At 65.9% G+C, this 23382-nt stretch carries 20 protein-coding genes; 9 read left to right on the forward strand and 11 right to left on the reverse strand.

The window, feature by feature from the left end; translation table 11 throughout:
• Nucleotides 1-63: 63 nt before the first annotated feature.
• The 4 genes from holA to AC3WW4_RS01825 all read right to left on the reverse strand — a co-directional run bounded on the left by holA (nt 64) and on the right by AC3WW4_RS01825 (nt 7128).
• On the reverse strand, nt 64-1158 hold the full coding sequence (gene holA, locus AC3WW4_RS01810) for a DNA polymerase III subunit delta (RefSeq protein ID WP_488826682.1): 1095 nt from the start codon (nt 1156-1158) through the stop codon (nt 64-66).
• A gap of 15 nt (nt 1159-1173) precedes the next feature.
• The gene (locus AC3WW4_RS01815; protein WP_488826683.1) at nt 1174-1794 is read right to left on the reverse strand and encodes an LPS-assembly lipoprotein LptE; all 621 of its coding nucleotides are present in this window, start codon (nt 1792-1794) and stop codon (nt 1174-1176) included.
• Nucleotides 1795-1796: 2 nt separating this feature from the next.
• Nucleotides 1797-4514, reverse strand: a complete 2718-nt coding sequence (gene leuS, locus AC3WW4_RS01820) for a leucine--tRNA ligase (RefSeq protein ID WP_488826684.1) — start codon at nt 4512-4514, stop codon at nt 1797-1799.
• Between the two features lie 61 nt (nt 4515-4575).
• Nucleotides 4576-7128: an ankyrin repeat domain-containing protein gene (locus tag AC3WW4_RS01825; protein WP_488826685.1), complete on the reverse strand. Its 2553-nt coding sequence runs from the start codon at nt 7126-7128 to the stop codon at nt 4576-4578.
• Nucleotides 7129-7528: 400 nt separating this feature from the next.
• On the opposite strand from AC3WW4_RS01825, the gene AC3WW4_RS01830 reads away from it, so the two are divergent.
• Entirely contained in the window at nt 7529-8218 is a 690-nt protein-coding gene (locus tag AC3WW4_RS01830; protein WP_488826686.1) for a DUF502 domain-containing protein, read from the forward strand.
• Nucleotides 8219-8224: 6 nt separating this feature from the next.
• Here AC3WW4_RS01830 and gstA read toward each other — a convergent pair whose 3' ends face one another.
• Together gstA and AC3WW4_RS01840 are read right to left on the reverse strand one after the other, a co-directional pair.
• Nucleotides 8225-8830 carry a glutathione transferase GstA gene (gstA, locus tag AC3WW4_RS01835; RefSeq protein WP_488826687.1) on the reverse strand — a complete coding sequence of 202 codons (606 nt, stop codon included), beginning with the start codon at nt 8828-8830 and terminating at the stop codon, nt 8225-8227.
• 123 nt (nt 8831-8953) lie between these two features.
• A complete protein-coding gene (locus AC3WW4_RS01840; protein WP_488826688.1) occupies nt 8954-9256 on the reverse strand; it encodes a hypothetical protein in 303 nt (100 codons plus the stop codon).
• A 186-nt stretch (nt 9257-9442) separates the two neighbouring features.
• Here AC3WW4_RS01840 and AC3WW4_RS01845 point away from each other — a divergent pair, with 186 nt between their 5' ends.
• Nucleotides 9443-9931, forward strand: a complete 489-nt coding sequence (locus AC3WW4_RS01845; RefSeq protein ID WP_488826689.1) for a LapA family protein — start codon at nt 9443-9445, stop codon at nt 9929-9931.
• Between the two features lie 54 nt (nt 9932-9985).
• Here the strand turns inward: AC3WW4_RS01845 and AC3WW4_RS01850 are convergent, their stop codons facing one another.
• The 5 genes from AC3WW4_RS01850 to AC3WW4_RS01870 form a co-directional block, all read right to left on the reverse strand.
• Nucleotides 9986-12088, reverse strand: coding sequence for a peptidase domain-containing ABC transporter (locus tag AC3WW4_RS01850; RefSeq protein WP_488826690.1), 2103 nt, complete (start codon nt 12086-12088; stop codon nt 9986-9988).
• A gap of 37 nt (nt 12089-12125) precedes the next feature.
• Nucleotides 12126-13376: an HlyD family secretion protein gene (locus AC3WW4_RS01855; protein WP_488826691.1), complete on the reverse strand. Its 1251-nt coding sequence runs from the start codon at nt 13374-13376 to the stop codon at nt 12126-12128.
• Nucleotides 13373-14809, reverse strand: a complete 1437-nt coding sequence (locus AC3WW4_RS01860) for a TolC family protein (protein WP_488826693.1) — start codon at nt 14807-14809, stop codon at nt 13373-13375. The genes AC3WW4_RS01855 and AC3WW4_RS01860 overlap by 4 nt, the downstream gene beginning before the upstream one ends.
• A gap of 157 nt (nt 14810-14966) precedes the next feature.
• Nucleotides 14967-15191, reverse strand: coding sequence for a hypothetical protein (locus AC3WW4_RS01865; protein WP_488826694.1), 225 nt, complete (start codon nt 15189-15191; stop codon nt 14967-14969).
• A 204-nt stretch (nt 15192-15395) separates the two neighbouring features.
• The gene (locus AC3WW4_RS01870) at nt 15396-15935 is read right to left on the reverse strand and encodes a MarR family winged helix-turn-helix transcriptional regulator (protein ID WP_488826695.1); all 540 of its coding nucleotides are present in this window, start codon (nt 15933-15935) and stop codon (nt 15396-15398) included.
• 135 nt (nt 15936-16070) lie between these two features.
• On the opposite strand from AC3WW4_RS01870, the gene badH reads away from it, so the two are divergent.
• The 7 genes from badH (at nt 16071) to AC3WW4_RS01905 (ending at nt 23382) form a co-directional block, all read left to right on the forward strand.
• On the forward strand, nt 16071-16838 hold the full coding sequence (gene badH / locus AC3WW4_RS01875; RefSeq protein ID WP_488826696.1) for a 2-hydroxycyclohexanecarboxyl-CoA dehydrogenase: 768 nt from the start codon (nt 16071-16073) through the stop codon (nt 16836-16838).
• A gap of 43 nt (nt 16839-16881) precedes the next feature.
• Nucleotides 16882-17670 (forward strand): 2-ketocyclohexanecarboxyl-CoA hydrolase, encoded by a 789-nt coding sequence (gene badI / locus AC3WW4_RS01880; protein WP_488826697.1) that lies wholly within the window; start codon nt 16882-16884, stop codon nt 17668-17670.
• Nucleotides 17671-17707: 37 nt separating this feature from the next.
• Complete coding sequence (gene aliB / locus AC3WW4_RS01885) at nt 17708-18865, forward strand: cyclohexanecarboxyl-CoA dehydrogenase (RefSeq protein WP_488826698.1); 1158 nt, start codon at nt 17708-17710, stop codon at nt 18863-18865.
• Between the two features lie 65 nt (nt 18866-18930).
• Nucleotides 18931-20604 carry a cyclohexanecarboxylate-CoA ligase gene (aliA, locus tag AC3WW4_RS01890; protein ID WP_488826699.1) on the forward strand — a complete coding sequence of 558 codons (1674 nt, stop codon included), beginning with the start codon at nt 18931-18933 and terminating at the stop codon, nt 20602-20604.
• A 7-nt stretch (nt 20605-20611) separates the two neighbouring features.
• Nucleotides 20612-21394 (forward strand): enoyl-CoA hydratase, encoded by a 783-nt coding sequence (locus AC3WW4_RS01895; protein ID WP_488826700.1) that lies wholly within the window; start codon nt 20612-20614, stop codon nt 21392-21394.
• An 18-nt stretch (nt 21395-21412) separates the two neighbouring features.
• Nucleotides 21413-22606: an acyl-CoA dehydrogenase gene (locus AC3WW4_RS01900; protein WP_488826701.1), complete on the forward strand. Its 1194-nt coding sequence runs from the start codon at nt 21413-21415 to the stop codon at nt 22604-22606.
• Nucleotides 22607-22632: 26 nt separating this feature from the next.
• On the forward strand, nt 22633-23382 hold the full coding sequence (locus tag AC3WW4_RS01905) for an electron transfer flavoprotein subunit beta/FixA family protein (RefSeq protein WP_488826702.1): 750 nt from the start codon (nt 22633-22635) through the stop codon (nt 23380-23382).

Below are 23382 nucleotides of genomic sequence, written 5' to 3' on the forward strand. Positions count from 1 at the left end.
TCTGCGGGGGACGGGTGGGCGATGCGAGGCCGGACGGTTGGCCCGGGCAGTGGCCTGTGAGGCTCAGCGGCGGGCGGGCGTTGGCGCTCGGCCCGCAGCCTGACCTTGGGCGGTCTGGGCCAGCTCCAGCGCCAGGCGGCGCAGGGCTTCCCAGCCGTCTTCCGGCCACTGGGGGTGGCGCAGGCCTTTGACGATGCCGTCGACCGTGCTCGCGTGGGCCACCAAGCGCGCCAGGGCGGCCGCGCGGGTCTGGGGCAGGATGCGCTCGAACAGGCGCTCGCGCGGGCCCCAGACGCGCTGCTCGCGCAGCACCATGGGCAGGGGCTTGCCGCCGTCCAGCGCGGTGCGGGCGCGGTAGAGCGCGAGGATGTCTTCGGCCAGGGCCCAGTGCACCAGCACGGCGGCCTCGCCTTCGGCCTGCAGGCCGTCGATCATGCGCAGGGTGCGCTCGATCTGGCCGGACAGCACGGCCTCGCTGAGCTTGAAGACATTGAAGCGGGCCACATCGACCACGGCCTCTTCGATCTGCTCAATGGTGAGCGTGCCGGGGGGGTGCAGCAGGCCGAGCTTGACGATTTCCTGGTGGGCGGCGAGCAGGTTGCCTTCGACCCGGTCGGCAAAGAAGGCCAGGGTGCGCTGGCCGGCTTCGCCGGGTTCGACCTGCTGGCCCTGGGCCGACAGGCGCTGGGCGATCCACAGCGGCAGCTGGGCGCGCTCGATCGGGTCGCAGCGCAGCGTCAGCCCCGCACCATCGAGTGCGGTGAACCAGGCGCTGTTGAGCTGGGTCTTGTCCAGACGGGGCAGGGTGACGAGGGTGAGCAGACCGTCGTTGCCCTGGGCGGCTTCGCAGTACTGCTGCAGGGCCTGCGAGCCCTCTTTGCCCGGTTTGCCCGAGGGGATGCGGATCTCGATGATCTGCTTGTCGCCGAACAGGGACATCTCGCTGGCCGCACCCAGCAGGCCCGACCAGTCGAAGTGCGCGCCGCTGACGGTGTGCACCTGGCGCTCGGTGAAGCCGGCGGCCCGGGCGGCAGCGCGCAGGGCGTCGCCCGCTTCCTGCGCCAGCAGCGGTTCGTCGCCGTAGAGGGTGTAGATGGGCTTGAGCGCACTGGCCCCCTTGCTCAGGTGGGCCGAGAGCTGGTCGAGGCGCAGTTGCATGGGGCGGGCCGGCGCTCAGCGCACCGGCTGGGACGCGGCGTGGCCGGCGGGCACCGGCGCCGAAGCCGCGGTGGTGGCTTGCGGGGCGCTGCTGAGCTGCTCGGGGCGGATGGCCGCGAGGCGGCGCAGCACCTGGTTGACGATGTCGGTCTGCATGCCCCGTTGCAGGGCGGCGGCCTCGTCTTGCTTGGCCAGCGCGTCGCGCTCGTTGTAGCTCAGGTCGCGCGCCAGGTCGACCGGGGTGGGGCCGAGCAGCTCGGAGCCATCCCCGCGCAGGATGCGAAAGCTCACGCCGGTGCGCACGCTCATGTTGCGCACCTGGCCGTAGGCGGTCTTGGTCACGACGACGAGGTCTCGGCTGTCGCGCAGGGCCTCAAACACGAGGTGGCTGGTGGGCACCTGGCTGGTGCCGGCCGCCTGGGTGGCCTGCAAGGTGGAGTCGACCACGTCGACGCCGCTGGCCTCCAGCGCCCGGGCCAGCTCGGTGGCCAGCGGGGAGGTGCTGGCAAAGCCGGTGAGCTGGATGGTGCGGAAAGCCATGAGCTTGGGGCCTCGGCGCAGCTGGAAGCCGCAGCCTCCGAGCGTGGCCAGGGCCAGCGTGGCGCTCAGGCCGGTGAGGAGGTGGCGGCGCTGCATGCTCACACCACCACGTTGACGAGGCGGCCGGGCACGACCACGACCTTCTTGGGCGCCTTGCCTTCGGAGAACTTGATGAACTCCGCATGGGCCAGGGCGGTGGCCTCGATGGCGGCCTTGTCGGCGCTGGGGCTGACCTTGATCGAGCCACGCAGCTTGCCGTTGACCTGCAGCATCAGCTCGATCTCGTCCTGCACCAGGGCACTGTCGTCCACCTTCGGCCAGGCCGCGTCGAGCAGGTCGCCCAGCTGGCTGACGTAGCCCAGCTCGGCCCACAACGTGTGGGCCAGGTGCGGCGTGGCGGGGTAGAGCGTGCGCAGCAGGATGCCGAAGCCTTCGATCAGGGCAATCTGGCCGTCGGCGCTGTCGGTGCCCTTGAAGCCTTCGAGCGCGTTGAGCAGCTTCATCGCGCCCGAGACCACGGTGTTGTACTGCATGCGCTGGTAGTCGTAGTCCACCTGCTTGAGCACGGTGTGCACTTCCAGGCGCAGCGCCTTGGCGTCCTTGCCGAAGGCCACGTCGGCCAGCGAGGCGGCGCCTTGCGTGAGCGCGGTGGTGTCGGCCTTGGGCAGGGCGCTCAGCTTCATGCCGAAGTTCCAGACGCGGCGCAGGAAGCGGAAGCTGCCTTCCACGGCGGCGTCGTTCCACTCCAGCGTCAGCTCGGGCGGTGCGGTGAACATGGTGTACAGGCGGGCGGTGTCGGCGCCGTACTTCTCGATCAGCTCTTGCGGGTCGATGCCGTTGTTCTTCGACTTGGACATGGTGCCCACGCCTTCGTAGTCGATGGCGGTGCCCACGGGCAGCTTGCCGTCGGCGCTGTCGGCTTCATGGATGAGGCGCGCGCCGATGACCTTGCCGGTCTCATCGAGCACATGCTCGACGTCGTGCGGCCAGAAGTAGTCCTTGCCGCCCTTGGCGGTGCGGCGCGAGTAGATGTGGTTGAGCACCATGCCCTGGGTGAGCAGCTTCTTGAAGGGCTCGTCGGCCTTGACCAGGCCCAGGTCGCGCATGACCTTGGTCCAAAAGCGCGCGTACAGCAGGTGCAGGATGGCGTGCTCGATGCCACCGATGTACTGGTCCATCGGCATCCAGTAGTCGGTGCGGCCGTCCACCATGGCGCCGTGGTTGTCGGCGCAGGTGTAGCGCAGGAAGTACCAGCTCGAGTCCACGAAGGTGTCCATCGTGTCGGTTTCGCGCTGGGCGGGTTTGCCGCACTTCGGGCAGCCCACATTCAGGAAGTCGGGGCGCGACTTGAGCGGGTTGCCGCTGCCGTCGGGCACCACGTCTTCGGGCAGGACCACGGGCAGGTCCTTCTCGGGCACGGGCACAGGGCCGCAGTCGGCGCAGTGGATGATGGGGATGGGTGTGCCCCAGTAGCGCTGGCGGCTGATGCCCCAGTCGCGCAGGCGCCAGGTGGTCTTCTTCTCACCCACGCCCTGGGCGATCAGCAGCTCGGCGACCTTGGCGACGGCGTCCTTGTGAGCCAGGCCGTCGAGCACGCCGGAGTTCACGCACACGCCTTGCTGCTTGTCGCCGTACCAGTCGGCCCAGGCGTCCAGGCTGAAGGTCTTGCCTTCGGCTTGGATCACCTGTTTGATCTCGATGCCGTACTTCTGGGCGAAGGCGAAGTCGCGCTCGTCGTGGGCGGGCACGCCCATCACGGCGCCGTCGCCATAGGACATCAGCACGTAGTTGCCGATCCAGACCTCGACCTGCGCACCGGTGAGCGGGTGGGTGACGAACAGGCCGGTGGGCTGGCCCTTCTTTTCTTGCGTGGCGAGTTCGGCTTCGGTGGTGCCACCGCTTTGGCATTCGGCAATGAAGGCCTGCAGTTCGGGCTTGAGCGCGGCGGCGTGGGCGGCCAGCGGGTGCTCCGGTGCCACGGCGCAGAAGGTCACGCCCATGATGGTGTCGGCGCGGGTGGTGAAGACCCACAGCTGACCGTTGTTGATCAGGCTGCCGTCTGCCGCCTTGATGCCGTGGCTGAACGCAAAGCGCACGCCCTCGGACTTGCCGATCCAGTTTTCCTGCATCAGGCGCACGCGCTCGGGCCAGCCGGACAGGTAGTTCTTGTCTTCGGGGTTGGCGACGGCGCCCAGCAGTTCGTCGGCGTAGTTCGTGATGTTCAGGTAGTAACCGGGGATCTCGCGCTTTTCGACCAGCGCGCCCGAGCGCCAGCCGCGGCCGTCGATCACCTGCTCGTTGGCCAGCACGGTCTGGTCGACCGGGTCCCAGTTGACGGTCTGGGTGCGGCGCTCACAGATGCCGGCTTCCAGCATCTTGATGAACAGCCACTGGTTCCACTTGTAGTACTCGGGCTGGCAGGTGGCGATTTCGCGCGACCAGTCGATCGCCAGGCCCATCGCCTTCATCTGCTTTTTCATGTAAGCGATGTTGTCGTAGGTCCAGGCGGCGGGCGGCACCTTGTTCTTCAGGGCGGCGTTTTCGGCGGGCAGGCCGAAGGCGTCCCAGCCCATGGGCATCAGCACGTTGTAGCCGTTCATGCGCAGGTAACGGGTCAACATGTCGTTGATCGTGTAGTTGCGCACGTGGCCCATGTGCAGCTTGCCCGAGGGGTAGGGCAGCATGGAGCAGGCGTAGAACGACTTCTTGTCCGGGTTTTCGGTGACGCGGTAGGCGTCGTTCGCTTCCCAGTGCTGTTGGGCACGGGCTTCGACGGCACGCGGGTCGTAGGTCTGGTTGTCGGTGGGTGCGCTCATGGGACGGCTGGGGTCGGGACAATCTGAGGATTATAGGAAGCCGGGGCCGCACCGCCTTGGCTTATTCATAGCGCTCGTAGCGGCCGCGGGGGCGGCCAGCGGAATCCACCAGGGCATCGTCCTCCAGTCTCAGACGCAAGTCGGGGACGGTTCCGTTCAGAACCGCGGTGTCGAGTTCAATCACAATCTTGTTGGGCAAGTGCCCTTGTGCGTCAGGGGTAAGCGGTAGCAGTGTCCAACGCAGGCCATGTTGATGGGCCACGCCCACGGCCACGCCTTCCAGTTGACCGATCGGGACAGACGTGTTCGCAAAGGTGCTCCAACCTTGCTCGTCTTTGGGGCTGAGCGCGCCGAAGAGGTTGGCTTGGCGCCCCGCGATCAAGACAGCCGGCCCCCGGAGGATGCGGCCATCCTTGAAGGCGCGTATTTGTACACCTGCGACTTCTGGCGCATAGGTAGCCTTGAGAACGCGAATGAGGGGCGCGGGTAAGGTGTCTTGGCTCTTCAGCACGATGTCTTCGCCGTCCACGTGCCAGTCACCCTCGATGAACTCGTCGATGGGACCATAGTTCGTGGCGCGTCCGTACCGTCCGTTGGCCTTCAGCGTCAGATCAGAGGCCATCTCACGCACGCCTGCCAGGCTGTAACGACCGGACACCCGCTTGGCGAGGGCATTCTCGGCCGCTGTGAGCTTGCGTGGATGTTGGGCGGGGCATCGGGTTGCGGGCAGATCGGCAAAGCCTGACAGTTCGCGCCAGCGAGCGGAACGCGCGCAGTCGAGGTGCCAGGCCAGGGTTTGCCCATCGGGCAGGCGGGTCTGGGCTGTCAAGCCGTGGGGCCGCAACTGCCTCAGGGCTTCTGGGTTGCGTTCGGCGATGGCGTGCTGGGCCAGCGTGCCCAGATCAGCTACTTGGGGCGGCTGGCCCGACAGGGCCAGTGACAGGGTATCCGGGCGGTGGCGTGAGATCAGCGCTTGCCACAATGTCGGTGGCAGCGTGCGTTGGGCTGGATCCACCTGCCATAGGCGCGCCAGCAGTGCTTGTGCGCGCTGGTGGCGTGTGCCCATGAGGGGACGGCTGTCGGTCGCCGACCAGGCGAGCAGCAAGCGGTGACTGAGCGGGCCCGCCTTGGCGCAAGCTCGTGTGGACAGGCCAAGGGCGAACAAGCGGTCTGCGAATTCGGGGCTCTCGCGGATCAGGCGATTGAGCTGCTCGAAGGTGGTCGGGCAACTTTGTGCGGGGGATTGGCCGCTCAACTCGGCCACGCGCTCGACGAGGTCGAGCCGGCCGGTCGCCATTGCTTCGGCGATGGCATCTTGTGGCCAGGGGGCGCCGCCTGTATGTAAAGCTTGCAGTGCCTCGATGTCACCGCTTGCGATGGCAGCCTGCATGTAGTGAGGTGACAGCGTGGCGCCTTGGACCCCGGCGTTCAGCAAGGCGTCGATGAGAGGGCGACGGCTCTCAGTGGCTCCCAGGGGTGTCTTGAAGGCGTTGTCCAACAGGTCATGAGCCTCGATGCGTAGGGCCTTGCGCGTCGCTTCAGAGGGATTGGCGAGCAGCAAGGGCAGGAGCTCGGCGGCTTCTTTGAGAGCCAGCCCCAAGGGGCTGTCACCATCACCTAGGCCGTTGAGGATGGTAGTGGTGGGCTCGCCTCCATGGGTCATCAGCAAGCGGATCATGGCCTGATCACGACGCTTCGTAGCGACGAGGAGGCCCTCGCCGATGGGCGCGCCCCAGTCCAGCAGTTGGCGGGCGAGAGGTACGTCGCCACGCTGCGCTGCGATGGCCAACACGGTGGTCTGATCTTGACTCTCATACTCGACCATGCCGTACGCTCCCAATCGGTTGCCTCCACGCAAGCCTCTTTGCAACCAGTTCATGTTCGGCTGCAGCAGACTGCGCGCCAGATCCGGGTGATCACCAAGAATCGCGGCCATGGCGGCGTCGAGGCGCACGTCGAACGGCGGGTGTGATTGAGGGGCGTAGCGTGGCAGATGCGCCATCAGCGTGCGCAGCGCTTTCGTGTCACCCAGGTACGCTGCGGTTGCGGTGGGCAGCACACCGTTTTCAACGTTCATCAGATCGTTGACCGATGGCTTGTGCTGCGCCAACAGGTGCTTGAGCCAGACATCCCCCGATGTCAGGGCGATGACGTCGGTCCAGTTGCGGATGTGGGGCTCAGGGCTGCCCGCGCTCCGCAACTGCGCGACGATCTGGGTGCGCTCATCACGGGTCAATACCTCCGGCAGACCATCCATGCGCATGAAAAATTCATGGTCGAGCAGAAAGTCTAGGGGCGTGCGGTTGAAACGTCTTTCGGCTTGTCGGGGATCAGCCTTGTTTTTCAGCAGCATCTCGACCATGGCGGGAGATCCATACACAATGGCCAGGTGCAAGGCCGGTTGTTGTGATTGGTAAGTGATGTCGTTCGGGCGAGCACCTTGCTTCAGAGCTGCTTTGAGCATGCTCAAGCGGGCGGGCACCGTCTGTCTGTGGGCGGTGAAGATGCGTTGGCGCTCTTCGGTCTGTTGCCAAAGTCGATTGGTATTCTTGGCTTTCAGCGTGGGGTCAGGGCGGATGATTGCCGTGAGAATGGGTTGATTCTGGACTGCCACGCTATCCAACTGACTGGCTCGAGGAAGCAGTTGCATGAAGGTTGCGACGTCGGCGCGCTGTGCCGCCTCGAAGAGGGCCCGCTGCTCCGGTGTCGGTGCCCGGTCATAGACTCGGTATGGAAGCACGCAATTGCAATCGGTGCTGGAGGACGTAGGCTGGGTCGTCACCTTGGTTGTATTCTCGGCTGACAGCACCGCTGTAGGCGAGACAAGGCCGCACATCAATGCAAACAGCCATGCTGACGCACGCCCGACCTGACGGCGGGTATCCCTGTGTGTTTTTTTCATGCTACTAAGACCGCCGGCGGGGCCAATTTGGATTCAGCGTGAGTGTGCCGTACGGTGAGGCCCGATGGGTGTGACTCCCCCATAATCAGGGCGCTCATGTCGAGCCTGTCCTATGCCGCGTCTTTCTACTTCACGCCACATCATTCGCACCTTCGTGACCGGGTTGCTGGCCGCCTTGCCTCTGTTTGTGACCGCCGCCGTGTTCATCTGGCTGGGGCGGCTGCTGTATGCCTGGCTGGGGCCGAGCAGCCTGGTGGGCAAGGTGTTCGTGAGCCTGGGCATCGGGCTGTCGGGCTCGGTGATGCTGGGCTATGTGCTGGGTGCCTTCATCATCGTGCTGGGGGTGTTCGCACTCGGGCTGCTGGTGGAGGCCGAGTTGCAGCGCGGTCTGGCGCGCCTGGTCAACGCGGTGGTGCGCCGTATCCCGCTGGTGCGCAATGTCTACGACCTGATCCGTCGCTTTGTGGACATGCTCAGCCAGGGCGAGGGCGAGGGCGATGGCCTCAAGACCATGAGCCCGGTCTGGTGTCGTTTTGGTGAGGGCGGTGGGGTGAAGGTGCTGGCCCTCCTGTCCGCGCCGGAGCCGGTCGAGATCGACGGGCAGCGTTACCTGGCGGTGCTGGTGCCCACGGCGCCGGTGCCGGTGGGCGGTGGCCTGCTGTATGTGCGCGAAGATTGGGTCACGCCTGCCGACGTGGGCATGGATGGACTCACCAGCATCTATGTGTCGATGGGCGTGACGTCCAGCCAGGTGCTGGGACGCGGTCAGGCCGGCCCGAAGGGCGTGGCGCCGACCGCGTGAGCAGGATCAGGCCAGGCCTTCGGCCTGCAGGGCGCGCAGCACGGCCGGACGGGCTGCGACGCGGGCCTGGAAAGCGGTCAGGTTGGGCCAGGCGCTCAGGTCGAGCTGGATGAACTTGGCCCAGCCGACCACGGTGAACAGGTAGGCGTCGGCCACGCTGAAGGCGCTGCCCATCAGGAAGTCCCGACCGGCGAGCTGGTCGTTGACATAGCTCAGGCGGCGCTGCAGGTTGGCGCGGGCCAGGTCTTTCATCTCGGTCGGGGCGGCCGGGTTGAAGAAGGGGCTGAAGTTCTTGTGGACTTCGGTGCCGATGAAGGCCAGCCAGCTTTGCAGCTGGTAGCGGGCCTTGCTGCCGTTGGCGGGCGCCAGCTGCAGCTCGGGGGCCTGGTCGGCCAGGTACTGCAGGATGGCCGGGCCTTCGGTGAGCAGGTCGCCGTCGTCCAGCAGCAGCGCGGGCACGTAGCCCTTGGGGTTGATGGCCCAGAAGTCGGCGCCACTGGCGGTGACCTTCTTGGCCAGGTCAACGGTTTCGGTGTCGTAGGGGCGGCCGATTTCTTCGAGGACGATGTGCGAGGCCAGCGAGCAGGCGCCGGGTTTCATGAACAGCTTCATCAGGGGGCTCCGTGGGCAGAGGGGTCACAAAGGGTTGGGGCATTGTGACCGAGCGGGCTTGCCCACAGATGGCGCTGGGAATTGGCTCTGGGGTGGGGCGCGGAGATGCCTGTCCGTGTGGCCTCACTCGTCGCTCAGGTGCGGAATCGTGCCTTCGGCCGGGTCGCCCGTGTCGGGGTCGACCCAGTCGGCGATGCCGATCTCGGCCGAGACCTCCTGGAGATCCCCTTCCGGGATGGGGGCGTCTTCGTCGGCGGCGTGCATGTCGGCCCAGGCGGCACGGGCGCTCTCGAAGGGACCGTTCTCGATGCGGCCGCCCTCGCTCAGCCAGTGATAGCCATCGGGGCGCAGCACGATGCGGGGATCGTTGACATCGAGGGCGTCGGCCTCGGCGAAGTCTTCGGTGGGCAAGCGGGGCATGGGCATCGTGCGACTCCGGTTCAATCTGCTGACGCAGTCATTGTGAGCCTGTGCGGCGTCGGCGTCGAGTCTTGTCAGACGGCCCGATGCGGTGTACGGCAGCGCGATGAAGGGGGCCAAGGGGCCTCAGCTCGGTGTAAGGTGCGGCAGGGGCGTGCCCCGTTTGACGAATTGAAAATGTGGGAGACCGCCATGCGAACCTTGTACCTGATGCTCTTGTTGCTCGCGGCCATGCTGGCGGCGGTCACCGTCTTGAACTGGGAGGCCTTTGTCAGCCCGACCGAGCTGTCCCTGGGCTTTGCCAGCGTGTCGCTGCCGCTGGGGCTGACGCTGCTGAGCCTGCTGGTGCTGCTCACCGTGATCTTCCTGGTACACGCGGTGTACCTGCAGGGCGCGGTGTTGCTGGACACCCGCCGTCACAGCAAGGAGCTGCAGGCCAACCGCGAGCTGGCCGACAAGGCCGAGGCCTCGCGTTTCACCGCCTTGCAGGCGTTCATCTCGACGGAGCTGACGCGCCAGGCGATGCGTCAGGACGAGGCGCATCAGGCGCTGCTGGCCCGTATCGCGGAGCTGGAGCAGGCATCGCAGACCTTCACCGAGCAGACCGGCAATTCGCTGGCGGCCAGCCTGGGCGAGCTGGAAGACCGGCTGGAGCGCGGTTTGCCCGGGCCGCGCCGTTGAGCGTGTGAGCCTGGGGGTGCCGGGCGAGCGGCGCGCCGATCGGGGCGCGTGGCCTCAGCCGGCACGCACCAGCTGACCGGCCTGCAGGCGCCAGATTTCGTCGCCCTCGCTCAGGCTGTGTTCGCGGTGCGTGATGATGAAGCGACCGCAGCCCAGGGCGTTGATGGCCTGCTGCACTTTGGCTTCGGTGTCGAAGTCGAGATGGCTGGTGTACTCGTCGAGCAGCAGGAAGCGGGGCTGTTTGTAGAGCGCCCGTGCCAGCAGCAGGCGCTGCTTTTGCCCGCCTGACAGGGTGGCGCCCATGCCGCCCACCAGGGTCTGGTAGCCCATGGGCATGCGTTCGATGTCGTCGTGCAGGCAGGCCAGCTTGGCCGCGGCGGCCACCTTCTCGTGGCTGGCCTCGTGGTCGTTCATGGCGATGTTGTCGTAGATCGAGCACGAGAACAGCTGGTCGTCCTGGAACACCGTGCCCAGCACCGAGCGGAAGGCTTCCGAGCCCAGGCGCTGGATGGGCACGCCGTTGAGCAGCACCTCGCCCGACTCCGGCACGACCTGGCCCGACAGAACCTTGAGCAGCGTCGATTTGCCGCAGCCCGAGGGCCCGACGATGGCGACGGCCTGGCCGGTGCGCAGCGTGAGGTCGAGGTTGTGCAGCACGGGCTCTTCCCCGGCGGCGTAGCGGAAGGTGACCTGGCGCATCTCCAGCGTCATCGGTGCATCGGTGGGCAGCGAGGCGGCGGCGTGGGCCGGCGACGACGCTTCGGGTTCGGTCAGCACGATGTCGGCCAGGCGCTCGCCTTGCAGCTTGAGCAGGCGCAGGTTGATGACGCGCTCCAGCAGTTCACTGGCACGTTGCAGGAACTGCCCCTTGTAGGCGAGGAAGGCCACCAGCATGCCGATGGTGAACTTTTCTTCGATGATGAGGGTGCCGGCCAGGTACAGCACCAGGCCGCCTTCGACCGCGCTGATGGTGCCGTTGATGAACTGGTAGAGGATGCCGATGCGCTCTTGCTTGACCTGGGCGTTGACCATCGAGGCCTGCTGGTTCATCCAGCCGCCCACGCGCCAGTTGGGGCGGGCAAAGAACTTGATGGCCGAGATGCCGCGCAGGCTCTCCAGCAAGAAGGTCTGGATGGTGGCGTCGCGCACGATCAGCTCTTCGGCCGCTTGCCGATAAGGCTGGAACACCGCAAAGCGCACCAGCGCCTGCAGCACGGCCACCGCCAGCACGATGCCCGCCAGCATGGGGCTGTACATGAACATCAGCCCCAGGGTGATCAGGCTGACCACCCCGTCAAGCACGGTCTCGATCAGGTTGGTGGTGATGGTGTCCTGGATGTGGCCCACCGAGGCGAAGCGCGACATCACGTCACCCGTGTGGCGCTTGTCGAAGTAGGACAGCGGCAGCTTGAGCAGGTAGCGAAAGACGTTGGTGCTCGACGAGATCTTCCACGACAGGCTGGCGCCCAGCACGATCCAGCCACGCAGCAGGCGCGTGCACAGGGCCATGAAGGCCAGCAGGAACATGGCGATGCACAGCACGGAAAGCAGTGGCGTGTCGCGGGTCACGACCACGTCGTCGATGACCCACTGGCTGAGCATGGGCATGAGGATGCTGAAGGTCTCCAGCACGAGGGACAGCACCGCCATCTGCCCGAAGGCGCGCCACAGGCCTTGCTGGCCGGCAAACAGCACGCGCAGATCGAACGGGGTCTTCTCGGTCTTTTTCTCGAAGCCCTGGGTGGGGGCCAGCTCCAGCGCCACGCCGGTGAAGTGGGGGCTGGCCTCCTTGAGGGTGAGGGTGCGCTCGCCCACCGCCGGGTCGAGCACGGTGATGCGCTTGGCATCGGCGCGCACCAGCACCACGAAGTGGTTCAGGTCCCAGTGCAGGATGCAGGGCACCTGCAGTTGCGGCAGCTCTTCGAGCTCCAGGCGCAGGGCGCGGTTGGCCAGGCCCATCTGGTCGGCGATCTGCATCAGGCGGCCCAGCGTGGCGCCGCGCGAGGACATCTCGAAGCGGCGACGCAGGGTCAGCAGGTCGGTGTCGTGGCCGTGGGCACTGGCGACCATGGCCAGGCAGGCCAGGCCGCATTCCGCCGCTTCGGATTGCAGGATCATCGGCACCCGACGGCGGGGCCACAGGGAAAGCAGGTTCATGCGGGTCTCGGATGAAGGGGCACGTCAGGGACCGCGCTCACAGCTTGCCGGTGAAGGCAAACAGCGGGTCGAGCATCCAGCGGATCAGGCTGCGGCGGTCGATCTCGATGTCGGCCGTCAGGGTGAGGCCGGGGCGCAGCGGGATCTGGGCGTCGTAGGCCTTCACGCTGGACGAGTCCAGGGTGACGCGCACCAGGAAGTAGGCGCGGCGGTCTTGCTTGTCCGGGTTGGCGGCCATCGGCACGTCGGTTTGCGAGACGCTGTGCACCACGCCGTGGTACTGGCCAAAGCGTTGGTAGGGGAAGGCGTCGTAGCTGACGCGCACGCGCTGGCCGGCCTGCACGAAGCCGATGGCCGTGCTGGGCACGTACAGCACCGCGGTCATCGGGGAGTGGTCGGGCACGATGGCGGCCAGGCTGGCGCCGGCGGGCACGCTTTGGCCGGGCGTCACCACCAGGCTTGTCACCGTGCCGTCGAAGGGGGCGGTGAGCACGGTCTGGCGGCTGCTCAGGCGCTGCACTTCTTCCTGTCGCAGGGTCAGCAGGTCCCGGTCCAGGGTGGCTTGGGTGACCGCGTGTTCGGCGCTCACCCGCGCCTGCTCCTCGCGCGCCAGGGCCACGTCGGCCAGGGCGGTGCTGCGCTGGCGTTCCAGGCTTTGCAGGCGGGCACTCTGGTCCAGCAGGGTCTGGTGCTGCTGCTCGTACTGCAACTCGGAGACGATGCGCTCGGCCAGCAGGGGTTTGAGCTGCTCCAGCAACTTGCGCGACGAGGCCACTTGCTGGCTTTGCAGGGCGAGCTCCTGGCTCACCGACTCGGCGTTGCGCTGGCCTTGGGCGATGCGCTGCTGCAGGGCGGCCAAGGTGGCCTGCTTGGCGAGCTGCTGCGCATCGGTTTGCGCTTGCACCTGCTGGCGCTGGCCTTGCAAATTGGTGCTCAGCAGGGCGTGGGTGCTGCCGGCTTCGGTTTGGCGGTCGTGGGTCAGGGCGATCAGGGCCTGCCCGGCTTTGACGCGCTGGCCGTCCTGGACCTGCACGCGCTGGATCAGACCGGCTTCCATAGGCACGATCTGGGCCACGCCATCGCGGGCCTGGATGGCGCCTTGCACGCGCTCCTTCTTGGTGTACGAGCCAAAGATCAGCAGCAGGATCACCCCCAGCGCCGTGGCCGCGAAGAAGGCGGTCAGGCGGGTGGCCCCCACGGGGCGGATGCGCAGTGCGGGGCCGGCGCTGTTGTCGGCGCGGGCGGCCAGGGCTTCCTGGCGAAAAAGGTCGTGAGCGGGTGAGCTCATGGTTGGGACTCCGTCAGGGCCTGGAGGTCGAGTTGGGCGCTCAGCGGGGCCACGTGCGTGGGGTCGAGCCGGTCGAGCAAGGCCAGGATGTCGATGTGGGCGCTCAGGGCGGTGATGCGGGCCGTCACGAGGCTCTGGCGTGCGCTGTAGATCTGTTGCTGGGCGTTGAGCAGGTCGAGGTTGGTGCGCAGGCCCGCCACGAAGGCCTTGTGGACGGCGGCGTGCGTCGCGGTGGCGGTGGCCTCCACGTCCTGTTGCGCGGCGATGACCGATTGCGCCTGGGTCAGGCGCTGGTAGGCATCGCGCAGGCTGGTGTGGACCTCGGCTTCGATCTGGTCGAGCTGGGCCTGCGCGCGCGTCAGCAAGGCGGTGGCCTCCTGCACACGCCCTTGCTGGTAGCCGCCACTGAACAGGGGCCAGTTGAGCTGCACGCCGACGGCCTGGGTGTTCACGTTCTGGCGCTCGGTGACGCCCTCGAAGCGCTGGGTTTGGCGGGTGCGGCTGGCCGAGGCCACGGCGTCGATGCTGGGCTGCCAGGCCTCGGCCTGACGCGCCGACTCGGTGGCGCGCGCGGCGGTGAGGCCGGCTTGCGCGTCGAGCCATTGCGGGTTGGTCTGCACGGCCTGGCCCAGGGCCTCGTGCAGCGGGGGCAGGTCGGTGGGCAGGGGCGCGGCGTGGGGGCTCAGGCCGGCGGCGGTGCGCACATCGGTCTGGCCGCTCAGGCGGGTCACCGTGAGGCGCTGGGTGGCCGCGCGCATGCTGAGTTCGCGGATGCTGGCGCGCAGCTGGTCGATGCGGGTGCGGGTTTCCAGCTGTTCGAGCACCGTGCCCAGGCCGGCTTGCAGGCGCCGGTCGTTGATGTGCAGCTGAGACTGCAGCAGGGCGAGCTGCGCCTCGGCCAGGCGGCGCTGTTCAGCGGCTTCGGCGGCGGCCAGGTAGGCCAGGCTCAGTTCGCGGGCCACCGTGGTGCGCTGAGCGCGGGCTTGCCAGCGCGATTGTTCGGTAACGGCCTCCTGGGCCTGGGCGCTGGCGCGCTCGGCGGCCCGCCACAGCGGCAAGGTGGAGCTCAGGGTGATGGCCGAGGCGGGGGTGCGGCTGTCGAGGCCGTTGTAGGTTTGCTGCTGGGTGGTGCCGCTGGCGCTGAGTTCCACGCGCGGCATCCAGGCCGTGGCCCAGGCCTGCTGTGCCTGCGCTTGCGCGGCCTGCACATTGGCATCGGCCACCCGGTTGGCGCCGGCATGCTGCTGGGCGGCCTGGAGCAGATCGGGCCAGGGGGTGGCGGACAGGGTCAGCAGGGCCGATGTGTCTGCGGTGGCACGCTCGGTGTGGGAGGGCGGGGCCGATGCACGCGCTGGACTGAGTGAGAAGGACCACTGGAGCGTGACAGCAGGGTCGGACTGGGCGAGCGCGATGCTCCCGCAGGTCAGGCTCATCCATCCCATCCACAAAGGACGCAGCACCCGCATTCGGTGCACCCACAACTGCAAAGGCGGCATGCTGCCCATGTTCCCACGCCAAATGACAAAAGGCCGCAAGTGCGGCCCGCAGACGCGCAGGCCGCTCGGGCCTGCCACATCAGGAGAAGCTGGCTCAGGCGGCCTTCTTGGTGCCGATCGAAGCGATCAGCTTGTTGATGGTGTTTTCGATCAGGGGCTTGATGTAAGGCGACAGGGCGGCGATCACGGCGGTGATCGTCTTGTCGGTGGACGACACGAACAGGCCGGTGGCAGGCTTGCCATTGATGGCGTCGATGACTTGACCGAAGGACAGGCCACCGTTGACAGCGGCGATTTCTTGTTGGTTCAGTGTACGCATGAAGATTCCGTGAAAGGTTGTTGTGAGTGGACTTCGCCACCCAACAAAGACCTTGGTGGCGTGACTTCACTTTACGGGTCTAACGGGCATCGTTATGCTGGGGTCAGCGCGGAACTTCCGCACGGAAAGGGAACATCTTGCGCGCCACCACCCCAGGTTTGCGGGGGGGCGTTCGCTCGGGTTTACGCGCGATGCCGCCGGTCGTCACACGTGATGTTCCGTGTCCATCGGCGTGTCACCTTCGTCCACCGAAGCGTGACCTTGCTCGGCATCGATCTGTTTCATGTTGTCCAGCAGTTTGAGCAGGTAGTGCACGGTGTGCGTGAGGTCGCTGTTCGAGAAACCGCCCAGCGCCTGCTCATAGAAGAGGCGGATCTTGGGGGCGGCCTGCTCCAGCCAGACCTGACGTCCTGAATCGGTCATGGTGACCAGGCGAGAGCGCCGATCGCGGCCATCGGGGTCGCTGCGCACATGACCGTCACGCTCCATGCGGCTGATGAGGCCCGACAGGTTCTGGCGACTGACCATCAGGAAGCGGGCGAGGTCGCCCATGCTGATGCCGTTTTGCGTGTCCGGGCGTGACAGCGCGCCCAACACGGCCCACTGCTGGGTGGTCAGGCCTTCGCTTTCCACGGCCTTGGTGCCCGTTTTATGCAACATGTTTGCGCATTGGTACAGGCGAAAGAAGAGGCGGTTGGCCTGCTCCATCCGACCCATGTCGCCGAGTTCATTAGGGAAAACCATAGATGTTCCGTTCAATTAGATGCTTGCAGAAAGATAGGCGCAAGACTAATATTAGTCAACACATTGACATATATGCCGCAGAACATTGACTGCACCTGCGCAGCATATCAACCCTCACTCTGGATGGAGACTCACATGGCAAACTTTGAAGGCAAGACCGTGATCGTGACCGGCGGCGGCGGCGGCATCGGCGGCGCAACGTCCAAGCGTTTTGCAGCGGACGGCGCCAAGGTGGCCGTGTTCGACATGAACGTCGAAGCCGCCCAGAAGGTGGTCGACGAGATCAAGGCCGCTGGCGGCGTGGCACAGGCTTTCAAGTGCAACATCACCGACCGCGCCGAAGTGGACGCAGCGGTCGCTGCTGCCGAAGCCGCCCTGGGCCCCATCGCCGTGCTGGTCAACAACGCCGGCTGGGACGTCTTCAAGCCCTTCACCAAGACCGTGCCCGCCGAGTGGGACAAGCTGATCGCCATCAACCTGACGGGCGCCCTGCACATGTTGCACGCCGTGCTGCCCGGCATGGCCGAGCGCAAGTATGGCCGCATCGTGAACATCGCTTCTGACGCGGCCCGTGGTGGTTCGTCCGGCGAGGCCGTTTACTCTGCTTGCAAGGGCGGTCTGGTGGCCCTGTCCAAGACCCTGGCGCGTGAACACGCTCGCCAAAGCATCACCGTCAACGTCGTGTGCCCCGGCCCGACCGACACCGCCTTGCTGGCGGGCGTGGCCGAAGGTGCCCGTGACCCGGCCAAGCTGATCGAAGCCTTCAAGAGCGCCATCCCCCTGGGTCGCCTGGGTCAGCCTGATGACCTGGCCAGCGCCATTGCCTTCTTCGGCAGCGACGACGCCTCCTTCATCACCGGTCAGGTGATCTCCGTCTCCGGCGGACTGACCATGCACGGCTAAGCCGTTCGGTCCCATCTACAACCCTATTCCAAGAGAGAACACCATGTCCGTTGAATTCGAAGACATCCTGTACGAGGTGCGTAACACCGTTGCATGGATCACCATCAACCGTCCTGACAAGATGAACTCGTTCCGTGGCCAGACCTGCGACGAGATCATCAAGGCCCTGAACAAGGCGGGCTACGACCGCAACGTCGGCGCCATCGTGCTGGCTGGTGCTGGCGACCGTGCTTTCTGCACCGGCGGCGACCAGTCTGCCCACAACGGCAACTACGACGGCCGCGGCACCATCGGTCTGCCGATGGAAGAGCTGCACACCGCCATCCGTGACGTGCCCAAGCCCGTGATCGCCCGCGTGCAAGGCTTCGCCATCGGCGGCGGCAACGTGCTGTGCACCATCTGTGACCTGACCATCGCGTCCGAGAAGGCCATCTTCGGCCAGGTCGGTCCCAAGATGGGTTCGGTCGATCCTGGATACGGCACCGCTTTCCTGGCCCGCGTGGTCGGCGAAAAGAAGGCCCGTGAAATCTGGTACCTGAACAAGCGTTACTCCGGCGCTGAAGCCGTGGCCATGGGCCTGGCCAACGTCTGCGTGCCGCACGAGCAGCTGGACGAAGAAGTGCAGAAATGGGGCGAAGAGATCGGTGAGCGCAGCCCGACGGCCATCGCCATCGCCAAGCGTTCCTTCAACGCTGACACCGCGCACCAGAGCGGCATCGCCGGCATGGGCATGTACGCCTTGAAGCTGTACTACGACACCGAAGAGTCGCGTGAAGGCGTCAATGCGCTCAAGGAAAAGCGCAAGCCTGAGTTCCGCAAGTACGCCAAGTAAGCGGACGCACGACAAGCACGTATCTGGAGACTGAGACATGAACCCGAATCCCTATATCGACGAAGACCTGCAGGCGCTGGCCGAGACGGCCCGCCGTTTTGCGACCGAGCGTGTGGCGCCAGGCTTCCTGGAGCGCGACAAGACCCGCGACCTCAATCGCGACCTGCTGCGTGAAATGGGCAGCCTCGGGTTCATCTGCCCTGAACTGCCCGAAGAATTCGGCGGGCTGGGCATGGGGTGTCTGGCTGCGGGCGTGATCCACGAAGAGATCGCCCGTGCCGACCTCAGCTTCTCCTACCTGAACCTGCTGGCTTCGCTGAACGGCCAGATCCTGTCCAAGTACGGCAACCCCGAGATCGTCGGCCCCTGGCTGAAGAAGCTCACTGCCGGCGAAGCCATCTGTTGTATCGCCCTGACCGAACCCCGTGGCGGTTCGGACGCGGCCAACCTGCGCCTGCGCATCGAGCGTGACGGCGACTTCTACGTCATCAACGGCGAGAAGACCTCCATCTCTGCCGCCGACCAGGCCGACATCGCGGTCGTGTTCGGTCGCACCGGCAAGGTGGAAGACGGCGCCCATGGCGTGACCGCTGTGATGGTGCCGATGGACACCCCCGGCATCACCACCAACCGCTTTGACTGTCATGGCCAGCGCGCCATCGGCCGGGGCTCGATCTTCTTCGAGAACGTGCGCGTGCCCGTCAGCCACCGCCTGGGCGAAGAGAACAAGGGTTTCGTGCAGGTCATGCACGGCTTCGACTTCTCGCGTTCGCTGATCGGTCTGCAGTGCCTGTCCGTGGCCCGCGTGGCGCTGGAAGAAACCTGGGAGTACATCACCCAGCGCGAAGCCTTCGGCAAGACGCTGTCGAACTACCAGGGTGTGACCCACCCGCTGGCCCAGTTCGACACCGAAGTCGAAGGTGCCCGCCTGCTGTGCCTGCAAGGCCTGTGGCTCAAGGACAAGGGTCTGCCTCACACCGCTGAAGCCGGCATGGCCAAGTGGTGGGGCCCCAAGCTGGCCTACGACGTGATCCACCAGTGCCTGCTGTGCTTCGGCCACGGCGGCTACGACCGCGGCCTGATGGAGCAGCGCCTGCGCGACGTGCTGGGCTTCCAGATCGGTGACGGTACCGCACAGATCATGAAGACCATCGTGGCCCGCGTGCGCGCCGGTCGCAAGAACGTGCCGGCGTAAATCGGATGGCGGCCGGACTGACAGTCCATCAGCCGCCTTGAGAAAAGAGATTGAGGAGACACCCCATGGAATTCGATGCAGTTTTGCTGGCGCCGCGCCGCGCCGCCGCCGTGACCCAAGGTTACTGGCTGGACCGCACCATCAACGACGAGCTGGATGCGGCCGTGGCTGCCTGCCCGGACAAGCTGGCGTTGACGGCGGTGCGCGTGGAGACCGGTGAGGTCACCCGCTTCACCTACGCCGAGATGGCGCGCCTGGTTGACCGCATCGCCGTGGGCCTCACCCGCCTGGGCGTGGGCAAGAACGACATCGTCGCCTTGCAGCTGCCCAATTGGTGGCAGTTCACGCTGACCTATCTGGCCTGTTCGCGCATCGGCGCTGTGCTCAATCCCATGATGCACATCTTCCGTGAGCGCGAGCTGACTTTCATGCTCAAGCACGGCGAGGCCAAGATCGTCATCGTCCCCAAGACCTTCCGCGGGTTTGACTTTGAAACCATGGTCAATGGCATCAAGCCCAGCCTGCCACACCTGCAACACGTGGTGGCGGTGGGTGCGGTGGACGCCAACGGCCAACCGGCTGCCAACAGCTTCGAAGCGCTGCTGACGATCCCTGAGTGGGAAAAGCAAGCCGATGCCCAGGACATCCTGACGCGTCACCGCCCGGGCCCGGACGACATCACCCAGTTGATCTACACCTCGGGCACCACCGGCGAGCCCAAGGGCGTGATGCACTCGGCCAACACGGTGTTTGCCAACATCGTGCCGTACGCCAAGCGCCTCAAGCTCGGTGCCGATGACACCATCCTGATGGCCTCGCCGATGGCGCACCAGACCGGCTTCATGTACGGCCTGATCATGCCCGTCATCCTGAAGTCGCACGTGGTGCTGCAGGACGTGTGGGACGCCAAGAAGGGCATCGAGCTGATCAATGCCGAGCAGGTGGTCTTCACCATGGCCTCCACGCCCTTCCTGACCGACCTGACCAACACGGTGCAGGCGGCCCACACCAGCGTGCCCTCGCTGAAGATCTTCCTGTGCGCCGGCGCCCCCATCCCCACCGCCCTGGTGGAGCAGGCCCGTGCTGTGCTGGGCGTCAAGATCGTCTCGGCCTGGGGCATGTCGGAAAACGGCGCCGTGACCACGACCCGCCTGGACGACCCCGATGAGCGCGCCTTCAACACCGATGGCTGCCCGTTGCCTGGCGTGGAAGTCAAGGTGGTGGACCTCGACGGCCACGATGTGCCGCACGGCACCGCCGGCAAGCTGCTGGTGCGTTCGTGCTCGAACTTTGGCGGCTACCTCAAGCGTCCGCACCTGAACGGCACCGACGAGCAGGGCTGGTTCGACACCGGTGACCTGGCCCGCCTGGACGAGCACGGCTACATCCGCATCACCGGTCGCAGCAAGGACGTGATCATCCGCGGCGGCGAGAACATCCCCGTCGTCGAGATCGAGAACCTGCTGTACCGCCATCCCGCCGTGGCCCTGGCCGCCATCGTGCCCTACCCCGATGAGCGCATGGGCGAGCGCGCCTGCGCCGTGGTGGTGACCAAGCCGGGTCAGTCGCTGAGCTTCGAAGACATGGTCGCCTATATGAAGGACCAGAAGATCGCGATGCAGTACATCCCCGAGAAGCTGCTGGTGCAGGAGTCCATGCCGTCCACGGCTTCCGGAAAGATCCAGAAATTCAAGCTGCGCGAGATGCTGGCCGAGATGACCCAGCAAGCACAGCAGTGAGACCCGCATGAGTGACGTTGAACAACCCATCCTGACCTCGACGCAAGGGCGCGTCGGGATCATCACCCTGAACCGTCCGGCGCAGATGAATGCGCTCAATGATGCGCTGATGAGCGCTCTGGGCGAGGCACTGCTGGCCTTCGACCGCGATGACAACATCGGCTCCATCGTGATCACCGGCAACGACAAGGCCTTCGCCGCCGGGGCCGACATCGCGGCCATGGCCGACTGGACCTACCAGGACGTGGTGCGCGACCAGTTCGTGACCCGCAACTGGGAAACCATTCGCCAGGTGCGCAAGCCCGTGATCGCTGCGGTGGCCGGCTTCGCGCTGGGCGGTGGCTGTGAACTGGCGCTGGCCTGCGACATCGTCATCGCGGCCGAGTCGGCCCGCTTTGGCCTGCCCGAAATCAAGCTGGCCATGCTGCCGGGCGCCGGTGGGACCCAGCGTCTGCCGCGCGCCATTGGCAAGGCCAAGGCCATGGACATGTGCCTGACGGCACGCCTGATCGACGCACAAGAGGCCGACCGCTTTGGCTTGGTCTCGCGCGTGGTCGCCAGCGACAAGCTGATGGACGAGGCCTTCGCCTTGGCCACCACCGTGGCCAGCTACTCCCTGCCGGCTCTGATGAGCATCAAGGCCTGTGTCAACCGCGCCTGGGAAAGCTCCCTGGCCGAAGGCATCGGCTTCGAGCGCCGCGAGATCTACGCGCGCTTTGCCACCGACGACGCCCGCGAAGGCATGCACGCCTTCCTGGCCAAACGCAAACCCGTGTTCCAGCACCGCTGAACTTTCAAGGATCCCACCATGTCTACTTCTACCAAAGCCTCCTTCCAATGGGATGACGCCCTGCTGCTGGAACAGCAACTGACCGACGACGAACGCGCCGTGCGCGACGCCGCGCGCGCCTATTGCCAGGACAAGCTGGCTCCGCGCGTGCTGGAAGCCTTCCGCAATGAAAAGACCGACCCGTCGATCTTCCGCGAGATGGGCGAGCTGGGCCTGCTGGGCGTGACCATCCCCACCGAGTACGGTGGTTCGGGCCTGAACTACGTGAGCTACGGCCTGGTGGCCCGCGAAGTCGAGCGCGTGGACTCGGGCTACCGCTCGATGATGAGCGTGCAGCACTCGCTGGTCATGGTGCCCATCAACGAATTCGGTACCGAAGCGACCAAGCGCAAGTACTTGCCCAAGCTGTGTACCGGTGAGTACATCGGCTGCTTTGGCCTGACCGAACCCAACCACGGCTCCGACCCTGGCAGCATGATCACCCGCGCCACCAAGGTGGACGGCGGCTACAAGATCAGCGGCTCCAAGATGTGGATCTCCAACTCGCCGATCGCCGACGTGTTCGTGGTCTGGGCGCAGTGCAACGAGAACGGCAAGGACGCCATTCGTGGCTTCGTGCTGGAAAAGGGCTGGAAGGGTCTGAGCGCCCCCGCCATCCACGGCAAGGTCGGCCTGCGTGCCTCCATCACCGGCGAGATCGTGATGGACGAGGTGTTCTGCCCCGAAGAAAACGCCTTCCCCGAGGTGCGTGGCTTGAAGGGCCCCTTCACCTGCCTGAACAGCGCCCGCTTCGGCATCTCCTGGGGTGCCCTGGGTGCCGCCGAAGACTGCTACGCCCGTGCCCGTCAGTACGTGATGGACCGCAAGCAGTTCGGCAAGCCTCTGGCTGCCAACCAGCTGATCCAGAAGAAGCTGGCCGACATGCTCACCGAGATCACGCTGGGCCTGCAAGGCAGCCTGGCCCTGGGTCGCCTCAAGGACGCTGGCAAGGCCCCGGTCGAAGTGACCTCGATCATGAAGCGCAACAACTGCGGCAAGTCTTTGGACATCGCCCGCATGGCGCGCGACATGATGGGCGGCAACGGCATCTCCGACGAGTTCGGTGTGGCCCGTCACCTGGTCAACCTCGAGGTGGTCAACACCTACGAAGGCACGCACGACATCCACGCCCTGATCCTGGGCCGTGCGATCACCGGCTCGGCCGCCTTCTGATTCCCCTCGCGCATCGGAGCAACAGCATGAAAGCACTCGTCGCCGTCAAGCGTGTGGTGGACTACAACGTGAAGGTTCGTGTCAAGGCCGACCAGAGCGGCGTGGACATCGCCAACGTCAAGATGAGCATGAACCCCTTCGACGAAATCGCCGTCGAAGAGGCCGTGCGCCTGAAAGAGCAAGGCATCGTCACCGAGGTGGTGGCCGTGTCTTGCGGTGTGGCACAGTGCCAGGAGGTGCTGCGCACCGCCCTGGCCATCGGCGCGGACCGCGCCATCCTGGTCGAGAGCGATGCCGAGCTGCAGCCCCTGGCCGTGGCCAAGCTGCTCAAGGCCGTTGTGGACAAGGAACAGCCTGGTTTGATCATCGTCGGCAAGCAAGCCATTGACGACGACAGCAACCAGACCGGCCAGATGCTGGCCGAGCTCGCCAACCTGCCGCAAGCCACCTTCGCCTCCAAGGTCGCCAAGGAAGGTGACAAGCTGCTGGTGACCCGTGAGGTGGACGGCGGCGCCGAAACGCTGGCCCTGTCGATCCCCGCCGTGGTGACAACCGACCTGCGCCTGAACGAGCCGCGCTACGTCACGCTGCCCAACATCATGAAGGCCAAGAAGAAGCCCTTGGACACCTTCAAACCGGCCGATCTGGGGGTGGACGTGAGCCCCCGCCTGAAGACGCTCAAGGTCAGTGAGCCGCCGGTGCGCTCGGCGGGCATCAAGGTGGCCGATGTGGCCACCCTGGTCGACAAGCTGAAGAACGAAGCCAAGGTCCTGTGA

This window comes from Aquabacterium sp. TM01, assembly GCF_057808345.1.

Bases quoted from the DNA above. Each gene is read 5' to 3' on its own strand.
- holA (WP_488826682.1), bottom strand. From the start codon at position 1,158: ATGCAACTGCGCCTCGACCAGCTCTCGGCCCACCTGAGCAAGGGGGCC.
- AC3WW4_RS01815 (WP_488826683.1), bottom strand. From the start codon at position 1,794: ATGCAGCGCCGCCACCTCCTCACCGGCCTGAGCGCCACGCTGGCCCTG.
- leuS (WP_488826684.1), bottom strand. From the start codon at position 4,514: ATGAGCGCACCCACCGACAACCAGACCTACGACCCGCGTGCCGTCGAA.
- AC3WW4_RS01830 (WP_488826686.1), top strand. From the start codon at position 7,529: ATGCCGCGTCTTTCTACTTCACGCCACATCATTCGCACCTTCGTGACC.
- gstA (WP_488826687.1), bottom strand. From the start codon at position 8,830: ATGAAGCTGTTCATGAAACCCGGCGCCTGCTCGCTGGCCTCGCACATC.
- AC3WW4_RS01840 (WP_488826688.1), bottom strand. From the start codon at position 9,256: ATGCCCATGCCCCGCTTGCCCACCGAAGACTTCGCCGAGGCCGACGCC.
- AC3WW4_RS01845 (WP_488826689.1), top strand. From the start codon at position 9,443: ATGCGAACCTTGTACCTGATGCTCTTGTTGCTCGCGGCCATGCTGGCG.
- AC3WW4_RS01850 (WP_488826690.1), bottom strand. From the start codon at position 12,088: ATGAACCTGCTTTCCCTGTGGCCCCGCCGTCGGGTGCCGATGATCCTG.
- AC3WW4_RS01855 (WP_488826691.1), bottom strand. From the start codon at position 13,376: ATGAGCTCACCCGCTCACGACCTTTTTCGCCAGGAAGCCCTGGCCGCC.
- AC3WW4_RS01860 (WP_488826693.1), bottom strand. From the start codon at position 14,809: ATGAGCCTGACCTGCGGGAGCATCGCGCTCGCCCAGTCCGACCCTGCT.
- AC3WW4_RS01865 (WP_488826694.1), bottom strand. From the start codon at position 15,191: ATGCGTACACTGAACCAACAAGAAATCGCCGCTGTCAACGGTGGCCTG.
- AC3WW4_RS01870 (WP_488826695.1), bottom strand. From the start codon at position 15,935: ATGGTTTTCCCTAATGAACTCGGCGACATGGGTCGGATGGAGCAGGCC.
- badH (WP_488826696.1), top strand. From the start codon at position 16,071: ATGGCAAACTTTGAAGGCAAGACCGTGATCGTGACCGGCGGCGGCGGC.
- badI (WP_488826697.1), top strand. From the start codon at position 16,882: ATGTCCGTTGAATTCGAAGACATCCTGTACGAGGTGCGTAACACCGTT.
- aliB (WP_488826698.1), top strand. From the start codon at position 17,708: ATGAACCCGAATCCCTATATCGACGAAGACCTGCAGGCGCTGGCCGAG.
- aliA (WP_488826699.1), top strand. From the start codon at position 18,931: ATGGAATTCGATGCAGTTTTGCTGGCGCCGCGCCGCGCCGCCGCCGTG.
- AC3WW4_RS01895 (WP_488826700.1), top strand. From the start codon at position 20,612: ATGAGTGACGTTGAACAACCCATCCTGACCTCGACGCAAGGGCGCGTC.
- AC3WW4_RS01900 (WP_488826701.1), top strand. From the start codon at position 21,413: ATGTCTACTTCTACCAAAGCCTCCTTCCAATGGGATGACGCCCTGCTG.
- AC3WW4_RS01905 (WP_488826702.1), top strand. From the start codon at position 22,633: ATGAAAGCACTCGTCGCCGTCAAGCGTGTGGTGGACTACAACGTGAAG.